The sequence below is a fragment of the Acinetobacter sp. CIP 102129 genome (assembly GCF_000368305.1).
GTDB lineage: Bacteria > Pseudomonadota > Gammaproteobacteria > Pseudomonadales > Moraxellaceae > Acinetobacter > Acinetobacter parvus.
This window is the reverse complement of the sequence record NZ_KB849340.1, coordinates 142,854-166,800: the sequence shown is the minus strand read 5'-3', so window position 1 is coordinate 166,800 and position 23,947 is coordinate 142,854. Positions and strand designations below refer to the sequence as shown.

Annotated in this window: 22 protein-coding genes and 1 pseudogene; 7 read left to right on the top strand and 16 right to left on the bottom strand. The window is 42.5% G+C overall.

Annotation, left to right across the window (positions count from 1 at the left end):
- Nucleotides 1–227: 227 nt before the first annotated feature.
- Nucleotides 228–878: an orotate phosphoribosyltransferase gene (gene pyrE, locus F973_RS04935; RefSeq protein ID WP_004760411.1), complete on the bottom strand. Its 651-nt coding sequence runs from the start codon at nt 876–878 to the stop codon at nt 228–230.
- 41 nt (nt 879–919) lie between these two features.
- Between pyrE and F973_RS04930 the strand changes: the two genes are divergently transcribed.
- On the top strand, nt 920–1,744 hold the full coding sequence (locus F973_RS04930) for an exodeoxyribonuclease III (RefSeq protein WP_004760410.1): 825 nt from the start codon (nt 920–922) through the stop codon (nt 1,742–1,744).
- 484 nt (nt 1,745–2,228) lie between these two features.
- The gene (locus F973_RS04925) at nt 2,229–2,579 is read left to right on the top strand and encodes an arsenate reductase (protein ID WP_034432333.1); all 351 of its coding nucleotides are present in this window, start codon (nt 2,229–2,231) and stop codon (nt 2,577–2,579) included.
- A gap of 57 nt (nt 2,580–2,636) precedes the next feature.
- Here F973_RS04925 and F973_RS04920 read toward each other — a convergent pair whose 3' ends face one another.
- Entirely contained in the window at nt 2,637–3,074 is a 438-nt protein-coding gene (locus tag F973_RS04920) for a DUF2147 domain-containing protein (RefSeq protein WP_004760408.1), read from the bottom strand.
- A gap of 187 nt (nt 3,075–3,261) precedes the next feature.
- Between F973_RS04920 and F973_RS04915 the strand changes: the two genes are divergently transcribed.
- Together F973_RS04915 and F973_RS04910 are read left to right on the top strand one after the other, a co-directional pair.
- Nucleotides 3,262–4,173: an alpha/beta hydrolase gene (locus F973_RS04915; protein WP_004679056.1), complete on the top strand. Its 912-nt coding sequence runs from the start codon at nt 3,262–3,264 to the stop codon at nt 4,171–4,173.
- Between the two features lie 272 nt (nt 4,174–4,445).
- Nucleotides 4,446–5,633 (top strand): GGDEF domain-containing protein, encoded by a 1,188-nt coding sequence (locus F973_RS04910; protein WP_004760407.1) that lies wholly within the window; start codon nt 4,446–4,448, stop codon nt 5,631–5,633.
- Between the two features lie 114 nt (nt 5,634–5,747).
- Here F973_RS04910 and F973_RS04905 read toward each other — a convergent pair.
- From F973_RS04905 to F973_RS04885, 5 genes and pseudogenes are all read right to left on the bottom strand, one after another.
- Nucleotides 5,748–6,111, bottom strand: a pseudogene (locus tag F973_RS04905) (glutathione S-transferase); the annotation flags it as partial.
- Nucleotides 6,080–7,948 (bottom strand): protein-disulfide reductase DsbD, encoded by a 1,869-nt coding sequence (gene dsbD / locus F973_RS04900; protein WP_004760406.1) that lies wholly within the window; start codon nt 7,946–7,948, stop codon nt 6,080–6,082. The gene dsbD and the pseudogene F973_RS04905, both read right to left, overlap by 32 nt.
- Nucleotides 7,949–8,025: 77 nt before the next feature.
- Entirely contained in the window at nt 8,026–8,793 is a 768-nt protein-coding gene (locus F973_RS04895; RefSeq protein ID WP_004760405.1) for a transporter, read from the bottom strand.
- A 31-nt stretch (nt 8,794–8,824) separates the two neighbouring features.
- The gene (locus F973_RS04890; protein ID WP_004760404.1) at nt 8,825–9,370 is read right to left on the bottom strand and encodes an ankyrin repeat domain-containing protein; all 546 of its coding nucleotides are present in this window, start codon (nt 9,368–9,370) and stop codon (nt 8,825–8,827) included.
- Nucleotides 9,371–9,510: 140 nt separating this feature from the next.
- Nucleotides 9,511–9,882, bottom strand: coding sequence for an HPF/RaiA family ribosome-associated protein (locus F973_RS04885; protein ID WP_004679065.1), 372 nt, complete (start codon nt 9,880–9,882; stop codon nt 9,511–9,513).
- A gap of 371 nt (nt 9,883–10,253) precedes the next feature.
- Between F973_RS04885 and F973_RS04880 the strand changes: the two genes are divergently transcribed.
- Together F973_RS04880 and F973_RS04875 are read left to right on the top strand one after the other, a co-directional pair.
- Nucleotides 10,254–10,979, top strand: coding sequence for an outer membrane protein OmpK (locus F973_RS04880; protein WP_004760403.1), 726 nt, complete (start codon nt 10,254–10,256; stop codon nt 10,977–10,979).
- Between the two features lie 91 nt (nt 10,980–11,070).
- Nucleotides 11,071–11,622 carry a GNAT family N-acetyltransferase gene (locus F973_RS04875; protein ID WP_004760402.1) on the top strand — a complete coding sequence of 184 codons (552 nt, stop codon included), beginning with the start codon at nt 11,071–11,073 and terminating at the stop codon, nt 11,620–11,622.
- A gap of 23 nt (nt 11,623–11,645) precedes the next feature.
- Here F973_RS04875 and urtE read toward each other — a convergent pair whose 3' ends face one another.
- The 7 genes from urtE to F973_RS04840 form a co-directional block, all read right to left on the bottom strand.
- Entirely contained in the window at nt 11,646–12,344 is a 699-nt protein-coding gene (gene urtE / locus F973_RS04870) for an urea ABC transporter ATP-binding subunit UrtE (protein ID WP_004760401.1), read from the bottom strand.
- A 9-nt stretch (nt 12,345–12,353) separates the two neighbouring features.
- Nucleotides 12,354–13,181, bottom strand: a complete 828-nt coding sequence (gene urtD, locus F973_RS04865; protein ID WP_004760400.1) for an urea ABC transporter ATP-binding protein UrtD — start codon at nt 13,179–13,181, stop codon at nt 12,354–12,356.
- On the bottom strand, nt 13,182–14,252 hold the full coding sequence (gene urtC, locus F973_RS04860; protein WP_004760399.1) for an urea ABC transporter permease subunit UrtC: 1,071 nt from the start codon (nt 14,250–14,252) through the stop codon (nt 13,182–13,184).
- Nucleotides 14,253–14,256: 4 nt separating this feature from the next.
- Nucleotides 14,257–15,879, bottom strand: a complete 1,623-nt coding sequence (gene urtB, locus F973_RS04855) for an urea ABC transporter permease subunit UrtB (RefSeq protein WP_004760398.1) — start codon at nt 15,877–15,879, stop codon at nt 14,257–14,259.
- Between the two features lie 91 nt (nt 15,880–15,970).
- Complete coding sequence (urtA, locus tag F973_RS04850) at nt 15,971–17,248, bottom strand: urea ABC transporter substrate-binding protein (protein ID WP_004760397.1); 1,278 nt, start codon at nt 17,246–17,248, stop codon at nt 15,971–15,973.
- A gap of 260 nt (nt 17,249–17,508) precedes the next feature.
- On the bottom strand, nt 17,509–19,392 hold the full coding sequence (gene parE, locus F973_RS04845) for a DNA topoisomerase IV subunit B (RefSeq protein ID WP_004760396.1): 1,884 nt from the start codon (nt 19,390–19,392) through the stop codon (nt 17,509–17,511).
- Between the two features lie 17 nt (nt 19,393–19,409).
- The gene (locus F973_RS04840) at nt 19,410–19,997 is read right to left on the bottom strand and encodes a YqiA/YcfP family alpha/beta fold hydrolase (RefSeq protein WP_034432330.1); all 588 of its coding nucleotides are present in this window, start codon (nt 19,995–19,997) and stop codon (nt 19,410–19,412) included.
- A 261-nt stretch (nt 19,998–20,258) separates the two neighbouring features.
- Here F973_RS04840 and F973_RS04835 point away from each other — a divergent pair, with 261 nt between their 5' ends.
- Nucleotides 20,259–21,605 (top strand): PGAP1-like alpha/beta domain-containing protein, encoded by a 1,347-nt coding sequence (locus F973_RS04835; protein WP_004760394.1) that lies wholly within the window; start codon nt 20,259–20,261, stop codon nt 21,603–21,605.
- A 35-nt stretch (nt 21,606–21,640) separates the two neighbouring features.
- Here the strand turns inward: F973_RS04835 and F973_RS04830 are convergent, their stop codons facing one another.
- Entirely contained in the window at nt 21,641–22,141 is a 501-nt protein-coding gene (locus F973_RS04830) for a disulfide bond formation protein B (protein WP_004760393.1), read from the bottom strand.
- Between the two features lie 18 nt (nt 22,142–22,159).
- Nucleotides 22,160–23,737, bottom strand: coding sequence for a glutamate--cysteine ligase (gene gshA, locus F973_RS04825; RefSeq protein WP_004760392.1), 1,578 nt, complete (start codon nt 23,735–23,737; stop codon nt 22,160–22,162).
- Between the last annotated feature and the right edge of the window lie 210 nt (nt 23,738–23,947).

Here is a 23,947-nt window from a genome sequence, read left to right as displayed (position 1 = left end):
AGTTAAGAGTATCTAAAAATTAACATAATACGCCTTATACGAAATGCTTTAAATTTTCATATAAGTATCAATATCTTAGTTAAAGTCGTTCTAGGGTTCAGCGCACTGAAACGGCTTTTACATGATTTGTCACGTTCCACACTTATTTTTTAATCATTATTTCCAATAATTCGTTAATTAAACTCAACAAAAAAGGAAGCCTTAGCTTCCTTTCCTACACCTAAAACTTAGATGCCATACTTTTCACGATAGACCTGCATATTTGCTAAAGCTTCTTTCTCACCTTTTGCATCCAGATAATCCATCAAATCTTTCATGGTAATCAATGCATGCACAGGGATTTCCAGTTCTTTTTGTACTTCCTGAATTGCAGAAAGCTCACCTTGACCACGTTCCTGACGATCTAGCGCCACCAAAACCCCTGCAATGGTTGCTCCCGCATTTTTTAAGATGGTCACAACTTCACGAATCGCAGTCCCCGCGGTGATCACATCATCAATGATCCAGACTTTCTGGCCAGCAACCGATGCGCCAACCAACACACCACCCTCACCATGATCTTTGGCTTCTTTACGGTTAAAACCCCAAGGTACACTTTTACCATGCACCTGAGACAATGCCACCGCAGTTGCAGCGACGAACGGAATACCTTTATAGGCTGGACCAAAAATCACCCCAACATTGTCACACTGAACCAGTTTATCCGCATAGCCCTGCGCTAACAGCGACAGTGCCTCACCATCATTCAGTAAACCTGCGTTAAAGAAATAAGGACTGACACGACCTGATTTTAAGGTAAACTCACCAAATTTAAGCACACCACGTGATAATGCGAGTTCGATAAAAGCTTGCGGATGAAATGACACAGGCGTTGTCATATAAGGTGCTCCAGATTCTTTAATTGAGGTTAAACAGACGTATGATACCAAAGGATAGCTATCCAAGTGATGTAAAAATTCTTCGAGTGGTTTCAATTAACGTAAATGGTCTACGTTCATCTGTGACCAAAGGTCTGTTGGAATGGTTGGAACAGTCCGATGCCGATGTGGTGTGTATGCAAGAAAGCCGCATTACCCATGAACAGTGGACCGATAAATTCAAGCCTAAAGGCTGGCATACCCACCTGTTCCCTGCCGAACGTGCGGGCTATGCAGGTACGGCGATTTACAGCCGCCTCCCATTTGTTTCAGTACAAAACGGTTTGGGTTTTGAACTGGCTGATTCGCAGGGGCGTTTTATCACGGCTGAATTCGATCTAGGATTGTCACAGCCTGTTCATATTGCCTCGCTATACTTGCCATCAGGTTCAAGTGGCGATGAAGCACAAGCACGTAAAGATTTATTTCTTCAAGAATACGCCCAAATACTCAAACAATGGCGAGATGAAAATAAATCGATCATCGTATGTGGCGACTACAACATCGTGCATAAGCGCATTGATATTAAAAACTGGTCAGGCAACCAGAAATCTTCAGGCTGCTTACCGCATGAACGGGCATGGCTTGATCATATTTATGATGAACTGGGTTATGTCGATACATTCCGCGAAGTGCGAAAAGAGGCGGAATTGTATTCATGGTGGTCAAATCGTGGGCAGGCTCGTACAAAAAATGTGGGTTGGCGGATTGACTATCAGGCCTGTTCACCTGACTGGAAAATGCGGACTGCAAACGCATGGGTGTATAAAGAACAATGGTTTAGCGACCATGCCCCTGTCATAATTGACTATAAAATACACGAATAAGTGAACACTTGTTCACTTTGACCGCCTCTTTGGCTGACAGCTTGTGTCGTTTTTTGTGTATTTTTATTTATCGGCTGTAACGGCATTATAGCACCACGGCACAAGGAAGCGGTCAGGATGACCAAAAAAGGATAGGAAGCCGTAGGAAGACAAAATAAACTTAGTTTAAGTTTATTTGCATGGATGAGACATTGGACGTTGAAATGAGACCCGCATGATCAGGAAGATTAAATGTGGGTTTTCTCTTTTTTAATCTTAAATATTTTTCACCCCGTTTATCTTTAGCTTTTTTCATCAAAAAGCATGATTGATTTGATCATTTTAATTTTGCTCAACACAATGCATCAATTTACTTGATAAACAGGGTCTGTTGACCATTTCAAACATGCATTGAGTTATAGGCTAAAAAACTCAACTGGCAAATGACCAGCTTTTTGCGTTAGGCTTTCAGTCATATCTTTTCTTGTTTTCTATGGTTTCCAGTATGTTTAAAATTTATGGTATTAAAAACTGCAATTCGATGAAAAAGGCCTTTGATGCCTTACAGGCAAAGGGTATTGCCTATGAATTTCATGACTACAAAAAACAGGGAATTGATGCTGCCACTTTAGCGCTTTGGCTGAAAGAAATGGGTGCAGATAAGGTGCTGAATAAAAAAGGTACAACTTGGCGCAAGTTATCTGAAACAGAACAGGCCCATGCCAGCAGCAACGAGCAAAACCTGATTGAGACCCTCATTGCCCAACCAAGCCTGATTAAGCGTCCAGTGCTACAAACTCCACAGGGCTTTATTATTGGCTTTGATGAGGCGACTTACCAGAATCTCTCCGCTTAAACAGAAAAAATAAAAAACCGAGTCTCAGGACTCGGTTTTTTTCAGTTCAAACTCAAATTAGTTGGCACGAACCCAGGTCTGGTTACGGCCTAGAGCGGCTACACCAATATAGCCACGCAGTTTAAGCTTTTTACCACCCTCGATGATTTGAGCTTTCAACTTATAGGTCTTGCCATTTTTAGGATCAATAATTGTGCCATTGTCATAATTTGTTCCACCCACGTTCTTCAGATTACGCACAATCGCCATACCTTTAAGAGGTTTGTTGTGGTAGGTTCCTTCACATTTAGAACAGGCATCTTCCTGCCCTGGAACTAAATACTTTTGAATAGACGCTGTTAACGAACCGTCCTTTTGCTCAGTAAACTTCACAATCGCCTTTGGCTGCTTCGTTTCATCATCGATTGTCTGCCAAACGCTACCGTTTAATGCATCTGCCGCATTGGCAAAAGTTGTTAAACCGAGCAATCCAAATGCTAAAGCAATTTTCTTCATTTTTGTAATATCCTTAAGGGGTCTTTTCAAGACTAAGAGTATTGAGAATTTCTATCAATATTGCAATGCTTGATTATGACTATTGGGTATAGCCTGAGCAACAACAAAACATTGCTGTAATTACAGCGCAAGGCACATGAGTCAAAACTCTCTTAGTTATATACTGAACTAACAATATGGAAAAATTATGAAATTTGGTACTGTTTGGAAATATTATTTTACTGAATCATTACTAAAAGCGACCATTCGTACGCCGAGTCAGTTTAATTTAGCCCCGAATGCTTTGCGACCTTTATTAGACCAACTTTGTCGTCTATTCCCCCAAAATCCCACAGTACAAATTCGACCATTGCGCTTAGCAGGCGTGCGTGGTGAAGAAATCAAGGCACAAGCGTCTGCCACACAACTTATTTTTCATATTCATGGCGGTGCTTTTTTCCTGGGGAGTTTAAGTACGCATCGGGCCCTCATGACTGATATTGCTGCGCGCACGCAAATGCAAGTGGTTCATATGGATTATCCGCTTGCGCCTGAACATCCCTACCCTGAGGCAATTGACGCCATTTTTGATGTCTATCAGGCGCTTCTGGTACAAGGTATCCAACCCAAAGATATTATTATTTCGGGGGATTCTTGTGGTGCCAATCTCGCGTTGGCATTGTGCTTACGATTAAAAGCACAACCTGATCTCATGCCAAGCGGTTTAATTTTAATGTCACCCTATTTAGATCTGACCCTCACCAGTGAATCATTACGCTTTAACCAAAAACATGATGCTCTGCTCTCTATTGAAGCCTTACAAGCAGGAATTAATCATTACTTAAAAGATGGTGTACAAGCGGATGATCCGCGTGTTTCTCCTCTATTTGATGATCTTAAAGGCTTACCGCCAACACTGGTGCAAGTCGGTTCAAAAGAAATTTTACTGGATGATTCAAAACGCTTTAGAGAAAAAGCTGAAAAAGCTGGAGTCAAAGTACACTTTAAACTTTACACAGGCATGTGGCATAATTTCCAGATGTTCAATGCATGGTTCCCTGAAGCAAAACAGGCACTGGCGGATATTGCGGATTTCGCCCATTCACTTGACCGTGACTAGGCCGCTTAAATTTTATGCAAAAATGGTCAGCTATGGCTGACCATTGTCACTGTTAATTTAATTTTGTCATCATAAAATAAATCTGATTGGATATTCACATCACCCCCCTTTTTTCAAAAAATTTTCCCGTTATAATTTGCATTAAAAAGCCTAGAACTAGACTTTTTTCTCATTCCAAAGATGTTATTGTTATTTTAATTATTATTCTTCAATATTTTGAGGACAACTCTACAGTTTCTACGGAATCTCATTGCATATAAGGATGCATGCCAATGGTCAAGATTCGTTTTAATAGGCCAACTGACAAAAAGAGATGGGGCCTCAGGCTTTTTTTGGAACATCAAATTGTAGTCAATTGGACCATACTTAAAAAAAGTATTTTATTACTGATACTTGCTGCTGTTATGAACCTGTTCTGGATCAGCTGGGATATTTTTATCCTCACCCATCCAGCATATTCAGCATGGGTACATTTAAACCTGGTCTGGTCTCAGTTATGGACCAGCCTGATTATGCTTGTGGTTTTAGTGGCCATCATTTTTCCCTGCCACTTTTATAGGGATCGGAAATGGGCAAAGGAGTTTCTTCCCCTCATTACGGTGCAGGTCTTTACCGCAATGCTTTGCCACAACAGCTATCTGGTGGGAAGCTTTAGTCCAGCAACCATGGTGGGTTATGTCAGCGTGGTGGGTGTGGGCTTGATCCTGTTTAACCGTAAAATGATTTACTACGCCCTTGTGCCTGCCACCATTGCCCTGTTGTTCTGCAATTATATGAGCATTATCGGGGCACTCACCTACGCCCCTCTGTTTAAGATGGCGGAAATCAACAAGGTTGCCATGCATCCTTTCTGGGTGGGCAGCATGATGTTCTTCCTTGTTCCGATTATGCTGGCCTGCCTATTCCTGTTTGAGGTTTTGCTGACCCAGTGGCGCACACGGGAAACCGCCATTCAGCTCCTCAGCCGTCTTGATCCCCTCACCAATGTGCTGAACCGACGCAGTATTAGCAGCTATCTGGAAAAGCTGCATCAGCAGCCAGACCCGTTATATTCAATTGTGCTGCTCGATTTAGACCACTTTAAGAATATTAATGACCAGTTTGGGCACAGCATGGGCGATCAAGTGTTGGTTCAGGTGGCAAGATGTCTGGCATACAACATTCGTGACCTGGATGTGATTGGGCGTTTTGGTGGTGAGGAGTTTATTTTGCTACTGCCGAACACCACGACGGCACAGGCACAAAGTGTGGCGGAACGCTGCCGTCTTGCAATCTCCCACTTGAACTTTATCACGGAATATCAGCAGGAATTTTCGGTCAGCGCCAGCTTTGGCATTAGCAGTTCAGTGAGTGCGGATGAACCCCATTTAATCATTAGTCAGGCCGACCAGGCTTTATATGCGGTCAAGGCAGATGGACGGAATCAGGTGAAAATCTTTACTGATCTTGCCATTGATTAAAGGTATTTCCAGCCATTTAGGGGAAATGGCTGGAAATTTTTCATATTATGCAGGTTGGAGTTCTATTCAACTTCGATATATCCCTAGGCTTTATTTATCAATTTTTCCAGATTTTTAGGGTTTTAAATATTCATCACGACTTTTTCGATAAGGCTCATCAAACGCCACAAACATCTGCTCCTGTCTGACTTCCGCAATCCACTGCTGCACGGATGCCAAAGACAATATCTTTTGCATATAGGCCTGGCTTGACGCCGATAATGGCAGCTTAAAACACTCAAAGCGCATCACCACAGGTGCATAGAATGCATCGGCAAGGCTAAACTCACCACATAAAAAGCTGTCCTCAGCTGGACGTTCAGACCAGATTTGCTCAATCCGTGCCACATATTCACAGATGGCCAGACTGTCCCAAACCACCAGTTCCTCATCCAACAGCACTAACCTTAGCTGTTGGGTTCAGCTTTAAAATTTCTGTCTAATGTCGTGAGTTGTTGTAATAATTCGTTCTTTTTAAATGCGCCTGTCAAACGGAGCGGACGGATTTCCTGTTGTTGAAAGTTCAGGAATAGATAGGTCGGTGGGCCTAAAATATCCCATTGATTGAGCAGTGCCTGATGTGAGGCATCATAATGGCTTAAATCCAGTTTAATCAAATAGTAAGGAGCTAAAGCCTGTTGCACCTCAGCATCCTTTAAGATGCGATGTTCAATCGGCTGACAAGCCACACACCAATCTGCATACACATCAATCACAACGGCCTGATCTTTTGGTGCGTTAGCTAGAATCTGCTCAAACTCAACAGCGGTTGTTGCGACATGCCACTCTGCTAATTTATCTGCCTGAACTGCGCTTAAATTTTGAATATGTTGATATTGGTTAAAAGCTAAAAACGGAACTGAGATCATCAGCAACAATGCATATAACCACTGTAATTGTCCTTTCTTCACAAACAGACGATATATCGCGAAACCAATAAATGCCATGCCCAATATAAGACTAAGTATTTGAATCGCTAATTCAGGCAACAACGGACGGATAAAATAAATACTTAAAGCCAACATCAAAAAGGCAAAAATCACCTTAATCTGGTGCATCCATTCACCCGCTTTCGGCAAGGCTTTCGCCCCCAACACGCTGGCAAGCAACAGTGGAATCCCCATGCCAAAACCCAGCGTAAACAGCAATAATGCGCCCTGCCACTGGTTTTGGGTCTGGGAAATAAACAGGAGTGTGCCTGCCAAGGGTGCGGTCATACACGGCCCAACCAGCAAGGCGGAGATCATGCCCATGACACTGGCACCAATCAGGGTTCCACCCTGCTGTACCGACTGCATACGATCCAGCCGATTAAGCAGTTTTTGCGGTAGCTTGATCTCAAACAGGCCAAACAGGTTTAAGGCGAACAGTACAAACAACAGGCTGAAAGCAACCAGTGTGGCAGGCTGCTGCAACCAGCGCTGGAAGTTCAGTCCAGCCGCCGAGGCGATCAGGCCAAGTACCGCATAGACCATCGCCATACTCAGCACAAAGGTCAGTGCAATTGTCCATGCCTTGACCCCTTTATGTTCACGAACAATCAATGAAGTCAAAATCGGCAGCATCGGCAACGAACATGGCGTAAACGCCAGTAAAATACCTAAACCGAGAAACAACAACAGGCTGTAGGCAAGGGAATGTTGTTCCAGCGTGCTTGACCATTTCTGATCTTGCGCCATACCAGTTGAATTGTTGGAAGATACAGAAACGGTAGCGTCTGATGTTTCCGCCCTGTCATTTGCGGCTGTCTGGGCATTTAAGGCATTGGCGGAACGGGCGACATCCAGAAAGCGTTTTTGTGAGTTTAAACCTGTATTTTCCATGCTGACCAAGCCATCGGCATCGGTCTGGAACTCAATGTTTTGCGGTGGATAGCAGATACGGTCTTTGGCACAGCCTTGCCAGCTCACCCGATAATGTTGTGATGCCTGCGTGGCAATACTGAATTCAACCTGCTGGTAATACACCTGGGTATGACCAAAATTTTCATCATACTGGTCAACCGCCTTGGGTAAATTCAAGGCGACCGCTTTATTGCCCTGCTGAACCTCAAATTTGTGTTGATACAAATAGTAGTTGGGCTGAATGGTCCAATGCAGACGCGCTTCATTGTTTTTGGTCGATTCAACCGAAAATGTAAATGCCTGTTCTGGGCTGAGCAATGGCGCTGAAACATTGTCCTGGGCATGGATGACCGTCCCACATAACAACAGTAAACTGCCAAGAAAATAACGGATCAGCTGAAAACTGTAGCCGCCCTGAACACACTTTTTCATTATGTTTTCTCTGCTTTCTCTCCAGCACTCCCTATGCGCAACAGGAATTCAAGGGAGGAACATGGAGAGAGGTTTGATTAGAATAGGACCGAAACGCCAAAACCACCGTTATAGCTTTTGCCACTGCCATTTAAATCGACACCAACACTGGCATCCAGTTGAGCACGGTCATTGATGGCATAAACCAGACCCGTACCTAAACCATATTCATAGTCCTGACTTTCCGCCTTACGGTAGATAAACTCTGAGAAACCAGACAATTTACCTGCAATTTTATAGTCAATGGTCGGAACGGCGGTGACTGCCCAATCACTGTTCTGCGCCTCATAACGCATGGTAATGGATGTACCAACCAAGTCACTCAGCTCATACGCCACTGCCGAAGTCAGGCTATAGATGTCGTCATGTGCAGTGAACTCGTCATTGCCCGTTGCAATAACCGCCTCAGCCAGCAACGCCATGCTTAAACGGTCATCCTTTAGGTCAATCGCCTTTTTCAAGCCAATGCTAACATCACCCAAACCATGAGTTTCCTTTTTCATGCCCGCATATTTGTTTTGCTGCCAGACAGGGCCTTGCCAACCCAGTTGCAGTTCTAGACCATCAGCTAAACCTGTGCGTAAAAGCATGTCAGCGTTTAATGTAAGCGTTTTATCTTTTACGCCATCGACGGTCCCTTCTTGATAGCTTACGCTCGGTAGACCTTGCTCCCACGCCAAGTGACCTACAGGTGTAATACCCGTACCTATACCTGAGCCTCGACGGTCAAAAGAAAATTCTGCTGCAGATGTTGCAGTTGTCATGATTGATGCAGCAATCAAGCCTAATACTTGAAACTTTTTCATTGTTCTCCCCTTTATATCTTGTTGGCTAGGCTTATGCCGTTAACTCTTTTGACATTTTTGCGCCATGGCGACGTAGCAATTCTAGTGTTTCACGCTCTTCCTGCAAGGACTCCGACCAGTCAATTTCATCAAAATCGCAGTCAAAGAATAACTGGCTAATGGATGACAAAATGGTGAGACCCTCTTCATCTCTTGTGTTTGGATCCACCTTTTCATCCAGTAGACGCTGTACCATAGGCACACAGGCCGAGCTTGCCGCATCCCAAAGTGGTCCATAAAATTCCTCGGCATCCCATAAATGAAGATTGGCTTTCGCTTGAATTAATGCTTCTAAAATGTCTTGATAAACTTGTAATTGTTGTTGTTTGTCTGCTTCAGTCAATGGCTGACCTGCTTCATAAGCTTCACAGACATTCTCCCACCAGACAAATAAGCCATCACATAGAATAGAGACTGGGAAACCATGTTCTGGATCAATAAAGTTCGGGTCGAGTCCTTCAGCAAGTAAAGATTGCACTTGGGCTAAATCGAGTTGTTGTATGGCTTGCACCAAGGCCTGCTGCTGATTGCTTAACATGACCAATTCTCACAATATATTTAATGTTTCTATTATGCCGAATATCCCAACAGGTTTTTATAAAACAGCCCAAAAATCATGTATAAATTTGATACACACATAAAAAAAGCCCACTTTGGGCTTTTTTTATGCATATCTACCTATGCTTCTTTCAGGTCTACGTCATCATCGACATCAATATATTTTGGCAAGCCACCACGATGATGTTCTTTTTTCTCATATAAATGTTCCAAACTGCGTTTTAGTTTATCAATCGCACCGTGGATGGAGGCATCAACATTTGCCGCCTTGTTTGTCACAGCAACAGGTTTCAGGCCTGCTGGACGAGCCTCGATCGTACAACGTTTGTCATCATCGCCCTTTTTTTCCCCATTTTCATCACTAATATAAACCAAAAAATGTGTAATACGTTCGCTATAGCGTTGGAATTCTTTCATAAGTTCTGCACGGACATAACTAATTAAACGTTCGCCACCTTGAATGTTCTTATCTGTACGGACTTCAATATTCATAAATATCTTCCTCTCTTTTCTATTGAGACGGTGCTACAAAACTTTGTTATCTGGCACACTTTGAGCATGCATTCATTCAGTGCAGTTGTATATTCTGATTATGTAAATGCTTGTGGTCTCCTTGCTTCGCATCTGTTGCTTTTCAGTAGTTAAGAAGTTCTACTATAACTCTAATATCTGTCTTTCATCACAAATATGCAAGCTGATTTTTGACATTTTTATTAAAACTTGATCAAAAAGATTTTTAAATTCATTGGCTTTTTTCTTTTGGTCGGCTCTATACAATTCTTTTGAGCATTTGGTCAAATTTGGCTTTATTTTTGCTTAATCCCTTGTATGCTTGACACGCCATTTTTGGGGGAATTTTTTAAATGCAATTGAAGCAACTTGCAGCGACTTGTTTATTGGTATCTACAGCAGCTTTCGTTCAGGCAAAGCCTATTTGGCAAGATTTTAGCCTCACTGGTTTATACGGCGAAAACTACGAAGTTGTCGATGAAAAGCAAACGACTTTAACCACTGAATACGCTGCAAAAGTAAAATATGCCGATGTGTTCTTCTTTATGGATCGTATGCGTGGTAGCGACGATCATAAAAGCACTTATTTCGAGCTTTCTCCACGCTTGAGCTTGGGTGAGGTTTCAGGTCAGAAACTTGCTTTTGGTCCGATTAAAGATGTGTTGATCTCAACCACTTGGGAAAGCAATAATGATGACTTTTCTAGTTTTGATAACTTCTTATACGGCGTAGGTTTCGATCTTGCAATTCCTTATTTCCAATATGCGAATGTCAATTTCTACCGTGCCAGCAATGAAAACACTGCTGATGACTATCAAATGACCATTGCCTACGCATTGCCATTTAAACTGTCAAATGAGGATTTTCTGGTGGATGGCTTTCTTGACTGGTCTACAGGTGAGAAAGATCATGCCAGCGAGCTGAACTGGACCACCCAATACAAGTGGAATGTCGGTAAGCATATTTCACCAGAAACACGCCTGTATCTAGGTATTGAACATTCGGTTTGGAATAACAAGTTTGGTATTAAAGGTAGTGACGAAAACAATGTCAGTGCGTTAGTGAAATATCATTTCTAAACAGTCAGTCAATTGAAAAACAGCAAGCTTAGTCTTGCTGTTTTTTTCAATCACGCATATTTAGAAGATGTGAACTTTCTTTTATTTTCTCATGTCATTCGTTCTTAAGCTCGCAGCACACAACTTGAATCCCCGTTATCAGATTCGTTTTGCCACAATGGATGATTTAGCACAAATTCTCGCGATCTATAATCATGAAATCCTCACAGGGACGGCCAACTGGAATGATCATGCCGTTGCTTTAGAACAATATCAACAACGTTTTCAAGACATGCAACAGCGGCAATTTCCCATGATTGTGGTTGAAGACCAATGCCATAATAAAGTTGCTGGCTATGCCTACTATGCTGCATTTCGAAGTATCAGCGGTTATCGTCAGAGTATCGAACATTCTGTTTTTGTTGACCCAAGTTATGCACGTCAAGGTCTAGGCAAAGCCTTGATGCAACAACTGATCCATCTCGCGATACAACAAAACATGCATATCATGGTGGCTGCGATTGATAGTGAAAATACAGGTTCTATTGTGCTACATGAACAGCTTGGTTTTGTACAAACAGGTTATATGCCACAGGTTGGACAAAAATTTGGGCAATGGCGTGACTTGGTGTGGATGCAGTTACAACTTTCAACCACTCAATAAAAAAGCCTCTTTCGAGGCTTTTATTAAATCGCCACCAACTCCCGAATCCCCTTTTCAGGCATTTCTGCCCCTTGCCCATGTGCGATCACCTGACCACGCGCCATCACGGTATAGTTATCCGCAAGCTCTTCAGCAAAATCATAAAACTGCTCAACTAAAACGATCGCCATTTCACCCTGATCCCCCAGTTTACGAATCACACGGCCAATATCTTTAATAATCGAGGGTTGAATCCCCTCAGTTGGCTCATCCAAAATCAAAACACTGGGCTCAGAAGCCAACGCTCGCGCAATCGCAAGCTGCTGTTGCTGACCACCCGATAAATCTCCACCACGGCGGTGTTTCATTTCATCCAAAACAGGAAAAATTTCGTAGAGATGGCTCGGTACTTTTCGAGTTTTTGCACCTGAAAATTTCGCCATACCAATTAAGATATTTTCCTCTACAGTTAAAGTTGAAAAAATATCTCGTCCTTGCGGCACGTACGCCAATCCTGCACGTACTCGTTGCTCAGGCGACATTTTGGCAATATCTTTGTCATCTAGCAAAATCTGTCCTGATTTAATCGGGAGAATCCCCATCAAGCATTTCAGCAACGTGGTTTTACCAACGCCATTCCGTCCTAGAATCACACTGCATTCACCTACAGGCGCTTGAAATGACACATCACGAAGAATATGACTACCACCATAAAACTGGTTAATTTCTTTCACTTCTAACATGGCAGTCTCCTAGCGTCCCAAATACTTTTCAATCACATCTTCATTGGCTTGTACCTCTGCCAATGTGCCTTCTGCCAAGATTGCGCCCTGTGCTAATACCGTCACTTTTTCGCTGATGGTATCAATAAAGCTCATGTCATGTTCTACGACCACAAGCGTATGATTTTTTTTCAATTCCAGACACAATTCAGCAGTGCGTTCTGTTTCCGCATCAGTCATTCCTGCCACAGGCTCATCCAATAAAATCAGCTTCGGACGTTGCATCAATAGCATGCCGATTTCTAACCACTGCTTTTGACCATGCGATAATAATCCTGCGGGCTTTTTCACAAATTCCTTTAAACGGATTTGCTCTAAACTTTCCTCCAGTGCTAACTGCGCTTCTGGATCAAGTCGACTAAACAAGCTTTTTTTCACTCGCTTATCGCGTGGTGCAGCGAGCAGTAAATTCTCCATGACTGTAAAATTTTCAAATACCGTTGGTTTCTGAAATTTGCGCCCAATCCCAGCTTCCGCAATTTGCTCTGTACTCATTTTAGCAAGATCATAGTTTTGTCCAAAAAATGCTGTGCCAGTAGTCGGACGAGTTTTACCTGTGATCACGTCCATTAGTGTGGTTTTACCTGCACCGTTTGGTCCAATGATGCAGCGTAACTCACCTTCGGCGATGTACAGCGATAAATCATTGAGGGCACGAAACGAATCAAACCACACACTGACTCTTTCTAAATACAAGGCAATGCCATGACTAAAATCTGCACCTTCGGTTTTGGCGCGTCCATAGCCCTCGCCGAGTTGACCGCCATGTTGAGCTGAGTCTACGAATAAATCACTCATTTAATTGCTCTCCTTTTTAAAACGGTCAAATAAACCAATCACACCTTTCGGTAAGAAAATCGTCACTACGATAAACAAAGCACCTAAGATCAATAACCAAGCTTCTGGTGCTGCAACTGTGAAATAAGTCTTCACCGCATTGATTAAACCTGCACCAAGAATCGGTCCAATCAAGGTACCACGCCCCCCTGCGGCAACCCACACTGCCATTTCAATCGAGTTGACTGGATTCATTTCGCTTGGGTTGATAATGCCCACCTGTGGCACATACAACGCCCCTGCGATACCTGCAATTACCGCAGACAGTACCCACGCTGAAAGCTTGTACCACAGCGTACGATAACCCAAATATTGCAAACGGTTTTCGCTGTCACGAATCGCCCCCAACACACGCCCATAAGGACGATTCATCAGTTGACGTAAGCCGATAAAGCACAGCATTAACACCAAAGCAGTGACAAAACATAAAGTGGCACGTATCGGCGCAGAGGTGATATCAAAACCGAGTAAGGTTTTAAAACCCGTGAAGCCATTATTTCCACCAAAACCTGTCTCATTGCGGAAGAACAACAGTGCCGCTGCAAAGGTCATGGCTTGGGTAATAATTGAGAAATACACACCCTTGATTTTTGAGCGAAAAGCAAAGAAACCAAAAATAAAGGCAACTAAGGCAGGCACAGATAAAACCAAGATCATCGCCCAAGCAAAGTGCTCTGTGCCCACCCAATACCAAGGGAGTTCTGTCCAACTGAGGAAACGCATAAAATCAGGCAGACCATCGCCTGCGGCTTCGCGCATCAGATACATACCGAAAGCATAACCACCCAAGGCGAAATATAAGCCATGCCCCAAGCTTAAAATCCCTGCATAGCCCCACACCAAATCCAGTGCCAACGCGACTAATGCCAGACACATGATTTTGCCAATCAACGTAATCCAATACGCTGACAGATAAAATGCCGAATCAGGGGATAACAAATGCAACCACGGCAAGCTCAATAACACAGCAAAACAAATGGCAATCGCGATTGCACTATAGGGTTTATCTGCAAATAAAGAAGTGATTTTCATTGGCTTACTCCACGAAACGACCTTTGATGGCAAACAAACCTTGTGGACGCTTTTGGATAAACAAAATCACAAGAACCAAGAGAATAATTTTTGCTAAAACCGCACCTAAACCAATCTCCAAAACTGTACCGCTAATCCCTAAACCTAAGGCTGCAAGTACCGCACCCCACACTTGCCCCACGCCGCCAACCACAACAACAAGAAAAGCATCAATAATGTAGTTTTGTCCGAGGTCAGGCCCGACATTCCCTACTTGTGCTAACGCACAACCTGCCAATCCAGCTAAGCCAGAACCTAAGCCAAATGCCAGCATGTCAATACGTGCAGATCGAATGCCCACGGCACGGGCCATTTGACGGTTTTGTGTCACAGCACGGACAAATAATCCGAAACGGGTTTTGTTTAATAAGAAAACGAGTAGCAGTAACACCACCACAGTAAAACCAATAATCGCAATACGGTTATACGGCAACATCAGGCTTGGCGTCAGGGCAATACCACCACTGAGCCATGCGACATTCGACACTTCAACGTTCTGTGCGCCAAAGATCATCCGAACCGATTGCATCAAGATTAAGCTCACCCCAAAGGTTGCCAATAATGTTTCCAATTGGCGACCATACAACGGGCGAATCACAGTACGCTCAATCAACATGCCGATCAGCGCACTCACCAGAAATGCAGCAGGAATCGCAGCCAATAAATACCAATCGACTAAGCCTGCAAAGTGCGTTTTAAAAAAACTTTGAATGACGTAAGTGGTATAAGCACCGATCATGATGAGTTCACCATGTGCCATATTGATGACACCAAGCAAACCATAAGTGATCGCAAGACCAAGCGCTGCTAAAAGTAAAATACTTGCGGTACTGAGACCCGAAAATACATGCCCTGACCACTCACTGATTTGCAAACGGGTTTTAATTTTATTTTGTGCTTCAACCAGAGCCGTCTTGAGTGCTGGATTGCTCTGCGGTTGCTCTAAGCTTTGTGTGATTAAAGCATATACATCTGGACGGTTCGAATCTGCCAAAACTTTTACCGCTTCGATTTTGGTAAATTCATCTGAACTATTAAAATCTAAACGAGCTTTCAGTTGTGCTAAACGGGCTTTAACACTTTCACTTTTTTCATTGAGATAGAGTTGTTTGATCGTTGCGACATCAAGCTCATCCAAGTTATTTTCTAAAATATCAACAGCGGCTAAACGTTGTGATGCATCATCAGAATTCAATTTAACTTTGGCTTGTCCAAAGTTCAGTGCCTTACGTAATGTATTAACCAAAGTCACTTGAGACAAGTCTGAAGGCCAAGTTTCGATGGCTTGCAATTGTGGGTAACTTAATAATTTTTCATCGTTTTTTAAAATGTAAGTATCACCTGAACCATCAGTATATAACTCATTTTGATCAATATACGCGACCAATTGATCCAGTTGCTCAATACTGGCTGGCCATTGATTCAACATGGTACGACGAGTAGCAAAGTCAGATTTAACAAAAGTCTGGATGGCATCCTGAGAAGTTGTAGACGTCACAGTTGTTGGTGAAGTAACTTCTGCCCATGCAGGATTAAAAATGATCTGTGCCATGATGCAGAGCATTGCCAAAACATAGTGTTTCGCCATAAGACTCCCCTTATATTTTCTATTTAAACCAATCAATCAGAAATAAAACCAAGAAAAAACTGCTGCCGAAACAGCAGGTTGCATAGGAAAATTATTTAGGAATGTATGGGCTCCAAGGCTCAGCTTTGATGGTTTGAGGCGTTTTATAAACCACATCAAATTGCCCATCACCACGAATTTGCCCAATCATCACAGGCTTATGTAAATGGTGATTGGTTTCATCCATTTTGAGGGTATAACCCGATGGTGCTGCAAAAGTTTGACCTGCCATTGCATCACGAACTTTATCAACGTCCGTTGTACCTGCTTTTTCAACCGCTTGTTTCCACATATTGATACCCACATAGGTCGCTTCCATCGGGTCGTTGGTCACAACTTTGTCGGCATTTGGAAGCTTGTACTCCACTGCATATTGTTTGAATTTATTCACAAATTCGGTGTTTTTCGGATTTTTAACTGACATGAAATAGTTCCATGAAGCTAAATGTCCAACCAATGGTTTGGTGTCGATACCACGCAATTCTTCTTCACCCACCGAGAATGCCATCACTGGAATATCGGAAGCTTTAATACCTTGGTTACCCAACTCACGGTAGAAAGGAACGTTGGAATCGCCATTGATGGTTGAAATCACCGCAGTCTTTTTACCTGCAGAGAATTTCTTGATATTGGAAACAATGGTTTGATAGTTGCTATGACCAAACGGTGTGTATTCTTCCATGATGTCTGCATCGGCAATGCCTTTAGACTTCAAGAATGCCCGTAAGATTTTATTGGTCGTACGTGGGTAGACGTAATCTGTACCAAGTAAAACGAAACGTTGTGCTTTACCGCCCTCTTCTCCCATCAAATACTCAACTGCAGGAATGGCTTGTTGATTCGGTGCTGCGCCTGTATAGAAAATATTTTTTGATTGTTCCTGACCTTCATATTGCACTGGATAGAACAATAAACCATTCAACTCTTCAACCACAGGAAGAACCGACTTACGTGATACTGATGTCCAGCAACCGAAAATAACGGCAACTTTATCTTGAGTAATTAACTGACGCGCTTTTTCAGCAAATAGCGGCCAATCCGATGCTGGGTCAACAATGACAGGTTCGAGTTTTTTACCCATCACCCCGCCGTTGGCATTGATTTCATTAATGGTCATCAATGCAGTATCTTTCAGAGAAGTCTCAGAAATCGCCATCGTGCCTGAGAGTGAATGTAAAATCCCCACTTTAATCGTGTCACCGCTTGCTGCAGGTGCAGCTTTCGTTTCAGTTTTTGTTTGTTCTGTTTTTTCTGCTGGTTTTGAACAACCGACCAGTCCTACCCCCATCATGGCTGCCATAAGAACGGACATTGATAATTTATTTTGCATCTTGTTTCTCCCCACACATGGATATTGTGATTTTTACTGAGTGGAGTTATTCAATTTCTATGCCAACAATTTAAATCATTGTTTTATTTTAATATTTATAAGATAAGATAAATAAGAATCCAATCTTGTATACAACATTGCATACAAAAAGAACGGGATGAACTAAAATGATGCAGATTAATTTATCCTAAATATGGCTAGACCCTAGATAAAGAAAAGCCAAGCATGAGCTTGGCTTTTAATCTTTCAATTAAAAAGAATTAAACAACTATATCCGCTAAATTACCTTTTTGCTCTAACCAATGCTTACGATCACTCGAACGTTTTTTTGCCAGCAATTTATCTAATAATCCTGCGGTAAAATGCGCATCATCCAAATCGAGTTGGACTAAACGGCGGGTATTGGGATCCATCGTGGTTTCACGCAATTGACTCGCATTCATCTCACCCAATCCTTTAAATCGAGTGATTTGCGGATTTTTATTGCCTTTCACTTTTTTCAAAATGCTTTCGAGTTCACTATCATCCAACGCATAATAAACATCTTTACCAATATCAATACGATACAGTGGTGGCATTGCGACAAACAAATGACCATCTTCAACTAAAGTCGGGAAATGCTTCACAAACAACGCACAGAGTAATGTCGCGATATGTAGACCATCCGAGTCTGCATCGGCAAGAATACAGATTTTGCCATAACGTAATTCAGATAGATCATCACTACCTGGATCAACCCCTATGGCAATCGCAATATCATGTACCTCTTGAGAAGCGAGCACCTCATCCGAAGATACTTCCCATGTATTTAGAATTTTTCCTCGAATCGGCATAATCGCTTGAAAATTCTTGTCACGCGCTTGCTTTGCACTTCCACCCGCAGAGTCTCCTTCGACAATAAACAGCTCACTGTCTTCACGGGTTAAACCCACACAATCTGCCAGTTTTCCAGGTAATGCTGGACCAGCCACAATCTTCTTACGTTCGACTTTCTTAGCTGCTTTTAAACGACGTCCAGCTTTGGCAATTGCCATTTCAGCTAACTGCGTTGCAATCTCAGCATGTTGGTTTAACCATAAAGCAAACGCATCTTTGGCAATATTGAGCACAATATTGGAGGCTTCACGGCTCGATAGACGTTCTTTGGTTTGTCCTGAAAATTGAGGTTCTTGGAATTTTAAAGATAGAATAAAATTGACCCCATCCCAAACATCTTCTGCCGAAAGTTTCATATTACGCGGCAACAAATTGCGTAATTCACAGAACTCTCGTAACGCCTCCGTGACCCCTGAACGCAATCCATTGACATGCGTACCACCTTGTGCAGTTGGAATCAAATTGACGTAACTTTCTTGTATTTGTTCACCACCCTCAACATTCCAACAGATCGCAAATTCACAAGCTGCTCGCTCTGCCTGTCCGCTGCTGACAAAAGCAGGATCTGGCAAGATTTCACGATCTTGCAGTTCATCCATTAAATAGTCGACTAGACCATTTTCAAACTGCCATTCAATTTTTTCGTTATTAATTCTATCGTCATAAATAATTTTTAAACCTGCCGCTAAAACGGCTTTAGCTTTCAAATTATGCTTCAATGCTTTTAGTGCAAATTTTGGACTATCAAAGTATTTTGCTTCTGGCCAAAAGCGAACGGTTGTTCCTGTCGCACGTTTCGCAACTTTACCTTCTAACACCGATAATGGTGCAATAGGTTCACCTTGTTCAAAGGCCATTTGATACAAGTTACCCTGACGTTGTACAGCAACCTCAACGCGTGTTGATAAAGCATTCACGACAGAAATACCGACACCGTGCAACCCACCTGAAAACTGATAGTTATCGGTACTGAACTTACCGCCTGCATGCAGTTTAGTCAGAATAATTTCTATCCCACTTTGTCCATATTCAGGATGAATATCGACTGGCATACCTCGTCCATTATCTTCGACTGACAATGAACCATCTTCATATACGGTGACACAAATTTGATTGGCATGTCCTGCAAGTGCTTCATCCACTGCATTATCAATCACCTCTTGCGCCAAATGGTTTGGACGCGAGGTATCGGTGTACATGCCTGGACGACGACGAACTGGGTCTAAACCAGAAAGAACTTCAAGGGATTGTGCCGTGTATTGTGTCACTTGGTCTGACTTCCTTATTAGAGGGCTGCCGATAAAAATTCGAGGATTAAGGGTAGTTTTTCTTCAAAATCATCCATTGCATGATTGCCATCCATGTCAATTAAAATCAACGATGATGGCTGCGCCGCACTATAATAACGTTGTGCCTGGCGATAATCCAAGACTTCATCGCCTTGTTGCAACAGCACCAGAATTTTATCAGCATGATTCAGTCTGGTGTTGGCAATGGATTGTAGTTGCTGCAATTGGTCAGTATCAAGTGTCCATGATTCAGTCACCTTGAGTGGAATTTGCTCAATCCCAAACAAATCCTTAAACAGTTGCCATGGTTGCATGGCTGGATTAATCAGTACAGCAGGACAAGCATATTTAGCGACAAAATATGTCGCATAAAATCCCCCTAAGCTACTTCCAACCAATGCAACGTGATCGAGTGGTAAACTTTCAATCAACTTAGAAATATCTCTTAAAACGTGTTTAGGCGGTTTATTTAAATCAGGTAAATGCACATCAGCATGCTCGACAGTTGTGCAATATTGTTGTAATTGTTGCCCCTTTTTTGACATGGGGCTGCTCTGAAAGCCATGTAAATAAATAATTTGCATATGCACCAAAATAGACAGCAGTTTTACTTATAGTAAAATAAATCACATTATTAAGCACAACAGTTAATCAAATAACAATATAAATTACATTTAAGCTTGATATTGTCTGACATAAAAAACGATAGTGCACTCCGTTCATCAGTATTCTAAAAAAATTACTTATGAAACAAATAAGATGTAAGCGTTTGTTGTAGTTTATCTAAACAGTATTAAACTGAATAACATCAAACCTTCGGTATACAAAAGGATGGGGAAATTAATATGCCAAGTTTAACACCTCTGCATGAAACCTACTGTAAGTGGGACCGTACCCCCCCAAGTCAGGCAGATGTTTTGGAAGGTTTCGCACAACTTGTGAGTACTAGTTTAAGCGGGGTTCATGAATTGTTGCAGTTGGTACAAACTGAAGTGTTACGGACTACGCTCGGTTTAAGTGCACAAAAAGCCAGAAATTTACAAAAACTTCCACAATTACAAAAGTTTTATCATTTTTCCTATGATGCCATCCAAAAATATGGTCGCTGTTTTCTTGCACCAAGTCTGCGCCGCATCATTGAACGATTCCCAGTCCTACATGACAAACCACTGACCCCGACCCTACATTTCGTGGTGGGGGCGCTGAATGGGATCTTTGGGGATTTTTTCCTTAAGCAGCATAATCCAATGGCTTTGCCGATGGTGCTGTATGACCATTATGGATCACTACAGCAAGGTGAGTTGACTGGGCGTGTGGTGATTTTGACCCACGGTCTGTGCATGAACCATTTAACCTGGTCAAATCAGCGTTATGGCGGTATCGGTGAACGGTTACTGGCACAGCGTGACAACAACACCATGCTGTACCTGAACTACAATACAGGACGACGCATTTCCGCTAATGGCCATAGTTTTGCCGATACGCTTGAAGATCTGGTGCAACGCAATCCACGCATCACCAGTATCGACCTGATTGGCCACAGTATGGGTGGGCTGGTTTCACGCAGCGCGCTGTTCTATGGCAAACAGAACCTGTATCAATGGGTTCATATGGTTGAGAATCTGGTTTGCATTGGTTCACCTCACCATGGTGCAGCGCTTGAGCGTTTCGGTTTTGTATTGCAGGACAAACTTGGTGCATTTCCTTTTATTAACCTGATTGGTCAGTTGGTCAATATCCGTAGTAACGGTATTCTGGATCTGCGCTATGGCAGTGTCCGTGATGACGACTGGGAACATAATGACGCACGTATCGGGTTTGCAGACGACAACCGCAAACCTGCGCCTTTACCTTCTTATATCAACACATTCCTGATCGCGGGAACACTGGAGTTTGAGAAGTTGCGCAACAAGGCACTCAAGGTGATTGGAGATTCAATGGTCAGTGTCAAGAGTGCTTTGGGAGAGCATCCAAACCCTCGTTTCCAGCTTAAATTACCAGAAACGCATAAAGCTGTGTTTTATGGACTGAATCACTTTGAAATTCAGTATCATTCCAGTGTTGCGGAGCAGATTACCCGCTGGTTATATCCTGAAGTGGGTGAAGTGATTGAAGAAGGCGTTCAAACACATATGGTGAATATGCAACATAATTATACTTTCGATGATTTAGACGGCATTGTTGAGACTTAAAGTAAAAAGCTCGGCCAAAGCCGAGCTTTTTTTATTTAAGCTGCACGATAATTTCTAAACAGTTGCCATAAACAGATCAACAGAATCAGGCTGAAATAGAGCAAAGACCAGACAGGCAATGACTGTCCCAGAAAAGTCCAGTCAATTGCAGCACATTCACCCGATCCTGAAAGCACTTCCCTAAACACCGCTTTCATTGGCAGGGCATCAACTAAATAGTCCAAGCCTGGACCACAACTTGGCACCTTATCAGGTGGTAAATGCTGTAGCCAAACATGACGAGATGCCACGCTGACTGACCAACCGATGGATAAAGTCGCTAATAGTGCATAAAAACGTTTAAAGCCATTTGAAATCGGATTATGAATAAATGCGACTAAGGCAATCAATCCCATTCCAATTAAGCCAATACGCTGGAAAATACACAGTGGGCAAGGCTCTAAACCTTGCACATGTTCTAAATACAACGCAAACGAGATACCAATAATACTCGTTAGTACCAATAATGCACTAACTAAGCGGTAAGTCCATCGCATGGGAAGTCCTCTAAAATTTTAACGGTATTGTGCAAGATATTGTTCAAAGCTGATGTCGTTATCTTGTTCAAGTTGCGCCTGTTTTTGCACCGATCTTTGCGCTAATTCTGCAAAATATTGTTGTCTTTCCACACTTAATGGATGTTGATCATAACTGTTGACATGCAGCTGCGCCATCATGCTACCAAAGTTCCACGTACCACCATTATCCAAAGTATCTTTAATCACATGCGCGGAAAGCGTATTTTCAACATGATCTAAACGCTGCTGCATCACTTGGATTGCCTCAGAATATAACTGTGAACCATCCATTTGATCTAACAAAATAGCGCAGTCTTGAATCGCATTTAAATGACGCTGTGCCCAATCATGAAGTGAAACTATTGTTTCACCTTCTATAATTTTAGCATCTACTGCACGTCCACGATTAACCACTTCAGTTTGATTATGATCAATTTGCTCTTGCTCTTCTGCAAACAAATCAGGACTGTCATTTAATAAACAATACAATGCTAAACTTTCAAGAAAACCCGCTGAAATTTCATCAATTCCAATCGCACTATAAGGGTTCACATCTACAGCACGTAATTCTACATATCCAACACCACGATTCTTCAATGCTTGTGATGGAGTTTCACCTGCCTGAGGTACCTGTTTTGGACGAACCAGACTGTAGTATTCATTTTCAATTTGCAGCACATGGTCATTGATCTGAATCGGTTCACCATTCTCATCATCCAGACCTAAATCGGTAAATTCAGGATAAGGGGTATGTACCGCTTTTTGTAATCCCTCAAGATAATCGTGTAGATCGTTATAATGAATGCCCAATTCTTTTTGTGCTGAATTCTGGTATCCCAAGCGCCCCATGCGTAATGCAGTGGCTTCGGGTAAATATAAAGTGCCCTTGACCAGCGGCTGTAGATGATGCTCACGGCCTGTCAGGAAACAGCGGCATACTGATGGGCTTGCCCCTAACAGATACATAACCAATGGGGTAAGTCGGATAAAGTTCCGAATCAGGCCAAAATAGCGGTGGCTACGATAATCTTGCGGACTGAGCTGCTTTAATTCTGGATTGCTTTCATGTTGCTGCAATACTGCAAATAATTGATCAGGGAAAGATAAATTGTAATGCACACCAGAAATGGTTTGCATACGGCGACCATAACGCACACCTAAACCATGACGGTATAAGGTTTTAAAGCGGCCAATATTAGAAGTGCCGTACTGTGCTAATCGGATATTTTCTTCATTATCATCCAACATACACGGCATGGACAGTGGCCATAGACGCTCACCATCTTCTAGCTGCTGATGCACCACACTATGAATATCCCTGAGTTCATTTAACGCGGCGGCAATGCTGGTTTGTGGGTTGGTGATAAACTCCATCAACGCTTCGGAGTAATCTGTGGTGATATGTGGATGGGTCAGTGCCGAGCCTAAAGCTTTTGGATGATTTTTTTGTGATAAAAATCCATTGCTTTGCATACGCAGACTTTCACGCTCTATACCACGCAGCATCCCCTTGAATAGCGAGGCATCTACCCACGTTGGTATCACAGAGGCGGAAAGTGTGCTGGGTTGATTCATATTATATGCTCGCTTGTTCAAGATCAGCCGACCAACGAAATGGCAACGACTTTGTCGAGTAGATTGGATTTGAATAATAGCAATCCTTTCGACTCAGCCAATTATAACGACAATTATGGCCTAGTCACCTGATTGTATTGGTTTAGCTTGGCAATTTTTAACACAATCCGATTATATAAAACACGCTGAAATTGTGATTTTATTAAAAAT

Excerpts from the sequence above, each read along its gene's own strand:
- urtE (WP_004760401.1), bottom strand. The coding sequence starts at position 12,344 with ATGTTAGAAGTGAAAGAAATTAACCAGTTTTATGGTGGTAGTCATATT.
- pyrE (WP_004760411.1), bottom strand. The coding sequence starts at position 878 with ATGACAACGCCTGTGTCATTTCATCCGCAAGCTTTTATCGAACTCGCA.
- F973_RS04910 (WP_004760407.1), top strand. The coding sequence starts at position 4,446 with ATGGTCAAGATTCGTTTTAATAGGCCAACTGACAAAAAGAGATGGGGC.
- F973_RS04840 (WP_034432330.1), bottom strand. The coding sequence starts at position 19,997 with ATGCAAATTATTTATTTACATGGCTTTCAGAGCAGCCCCATGTCAAAA.
- urtD (WP_004760400.1), bottom strand. The coding sequence starts at position 13,181 with ATGAGTGATTTATTCGTAGACTCAGCTCAACATGGCGGTCAACTCGGC.
- F973_RS04915 (WP_004679056.1), top strand. The coding sequence starts at position 3,262 with ATGAAATTTGGTACTGTTTGGAAATATTATTTTACTGAATCATTACTA.
- F973_RS04920 (WP_004760408.1), bottom strand. The coding sequence starts at position 3,074 with ATGAAGAAAATTGCTTTAGCATTTGGATTGCTCGGTTTAACAACTTTT.
- gshA (WP_004760392.1), bottom strand. The coding sequence starts at position 23,737 with ATGAATCAACCCAGCACACTTTCCGCCTCTGTGATACCAACGTGGGTA.
- F973_RS04895 (WP_004760405.1), bottom strand. The coding sequence starts at position 8,793 with ATGAAAAAGTTTCAAGTATTAGGCTTGATTGCTGCATCAATCATGACA.
- F973_RS04925 (WP_034432333.1), top strand. The coding sequence starts at position 2,229 with ATGTTTAAAATTTATGGTATTAAAAACTGCAATTCGATGAAAAAGGCC.
- urtA (WP_004760397.1), bottom strand. The coding sequence starts at position 17,248 with ATGCAAAATAAATTATCAATGTCCGTTCTTATGGCAGCCATGATGGGG.
- dsbD (WP_004760406.1), bottom strand. The coding sequence starts at position 7,948 with ATGAAAAAGTGTGTTCAGGGCGGCTACAGTTTTCAGCTGATCCGTTAT.
- F973_RS04830 (WP_004760393.1), bottom strand. The coding sequence starts at position 22,141 with ATGCGATGGACTTACCGCTTAGTTAGTGCATTATTGGTACTAACGAGT.
- F973_RS04890 (WP_004760404.1), bottom strand. The coding sequence starts at position 9,370 with ATGTTAAGCAATCAGCAGCAGGCCTTGGTGCAAGCCATACAACAACTC.
- urtB (WP_004760398.1), bottom strand. The coding sequence starts at position 15,879 with ATGGCGAAACACTATGTTTTGGCAATGCTCTGCATCATGGCACAGATC.
- F973_RS04835 (WP_004760394.1), top strand. The coding sequence starts at position 20,259 with ATGCCAAGTTTAACACCTCTGCATGAAACCTACTGTAAGTGGGACCGT.
- F973_RS04930 (WP_004760410.1), top strand. The coding sequence starts at position 920 with ATGATACCAAAGGATAGCTATCCAAGTGATGTAAAAATTCTTCGAGTG.
- F973_RS04885 (WP_004679065.1), bottom strand. The coding sequence starts at position 9,882 with ATGAATATTGAAGTCCGTACAGATAAGAACATTCAAGGTGGCGAACGT.
- urtC (WP_004760399.1), bottom strand. The coding sequence starts at position 14,252 with ATGAAAATCACTTCTTTATTTGCAGATAAACCCTATAGTGCAATCGCG.
- F973_RS04875 (WP_004760402.1), top strand. The coding sequence starts at position 11,071 with ATGTCATTCGTTCTTAAGCTCGCAGCACACAACTTGAATCCCCGTTAT.
- F973_RS04880 (WP_004760403.1), top strand. The coding sequence starts at position 10,254 with ATGCAATTGAAGCAACTTGCAGCGACTTGTTTATTGGTATCTACAGCA.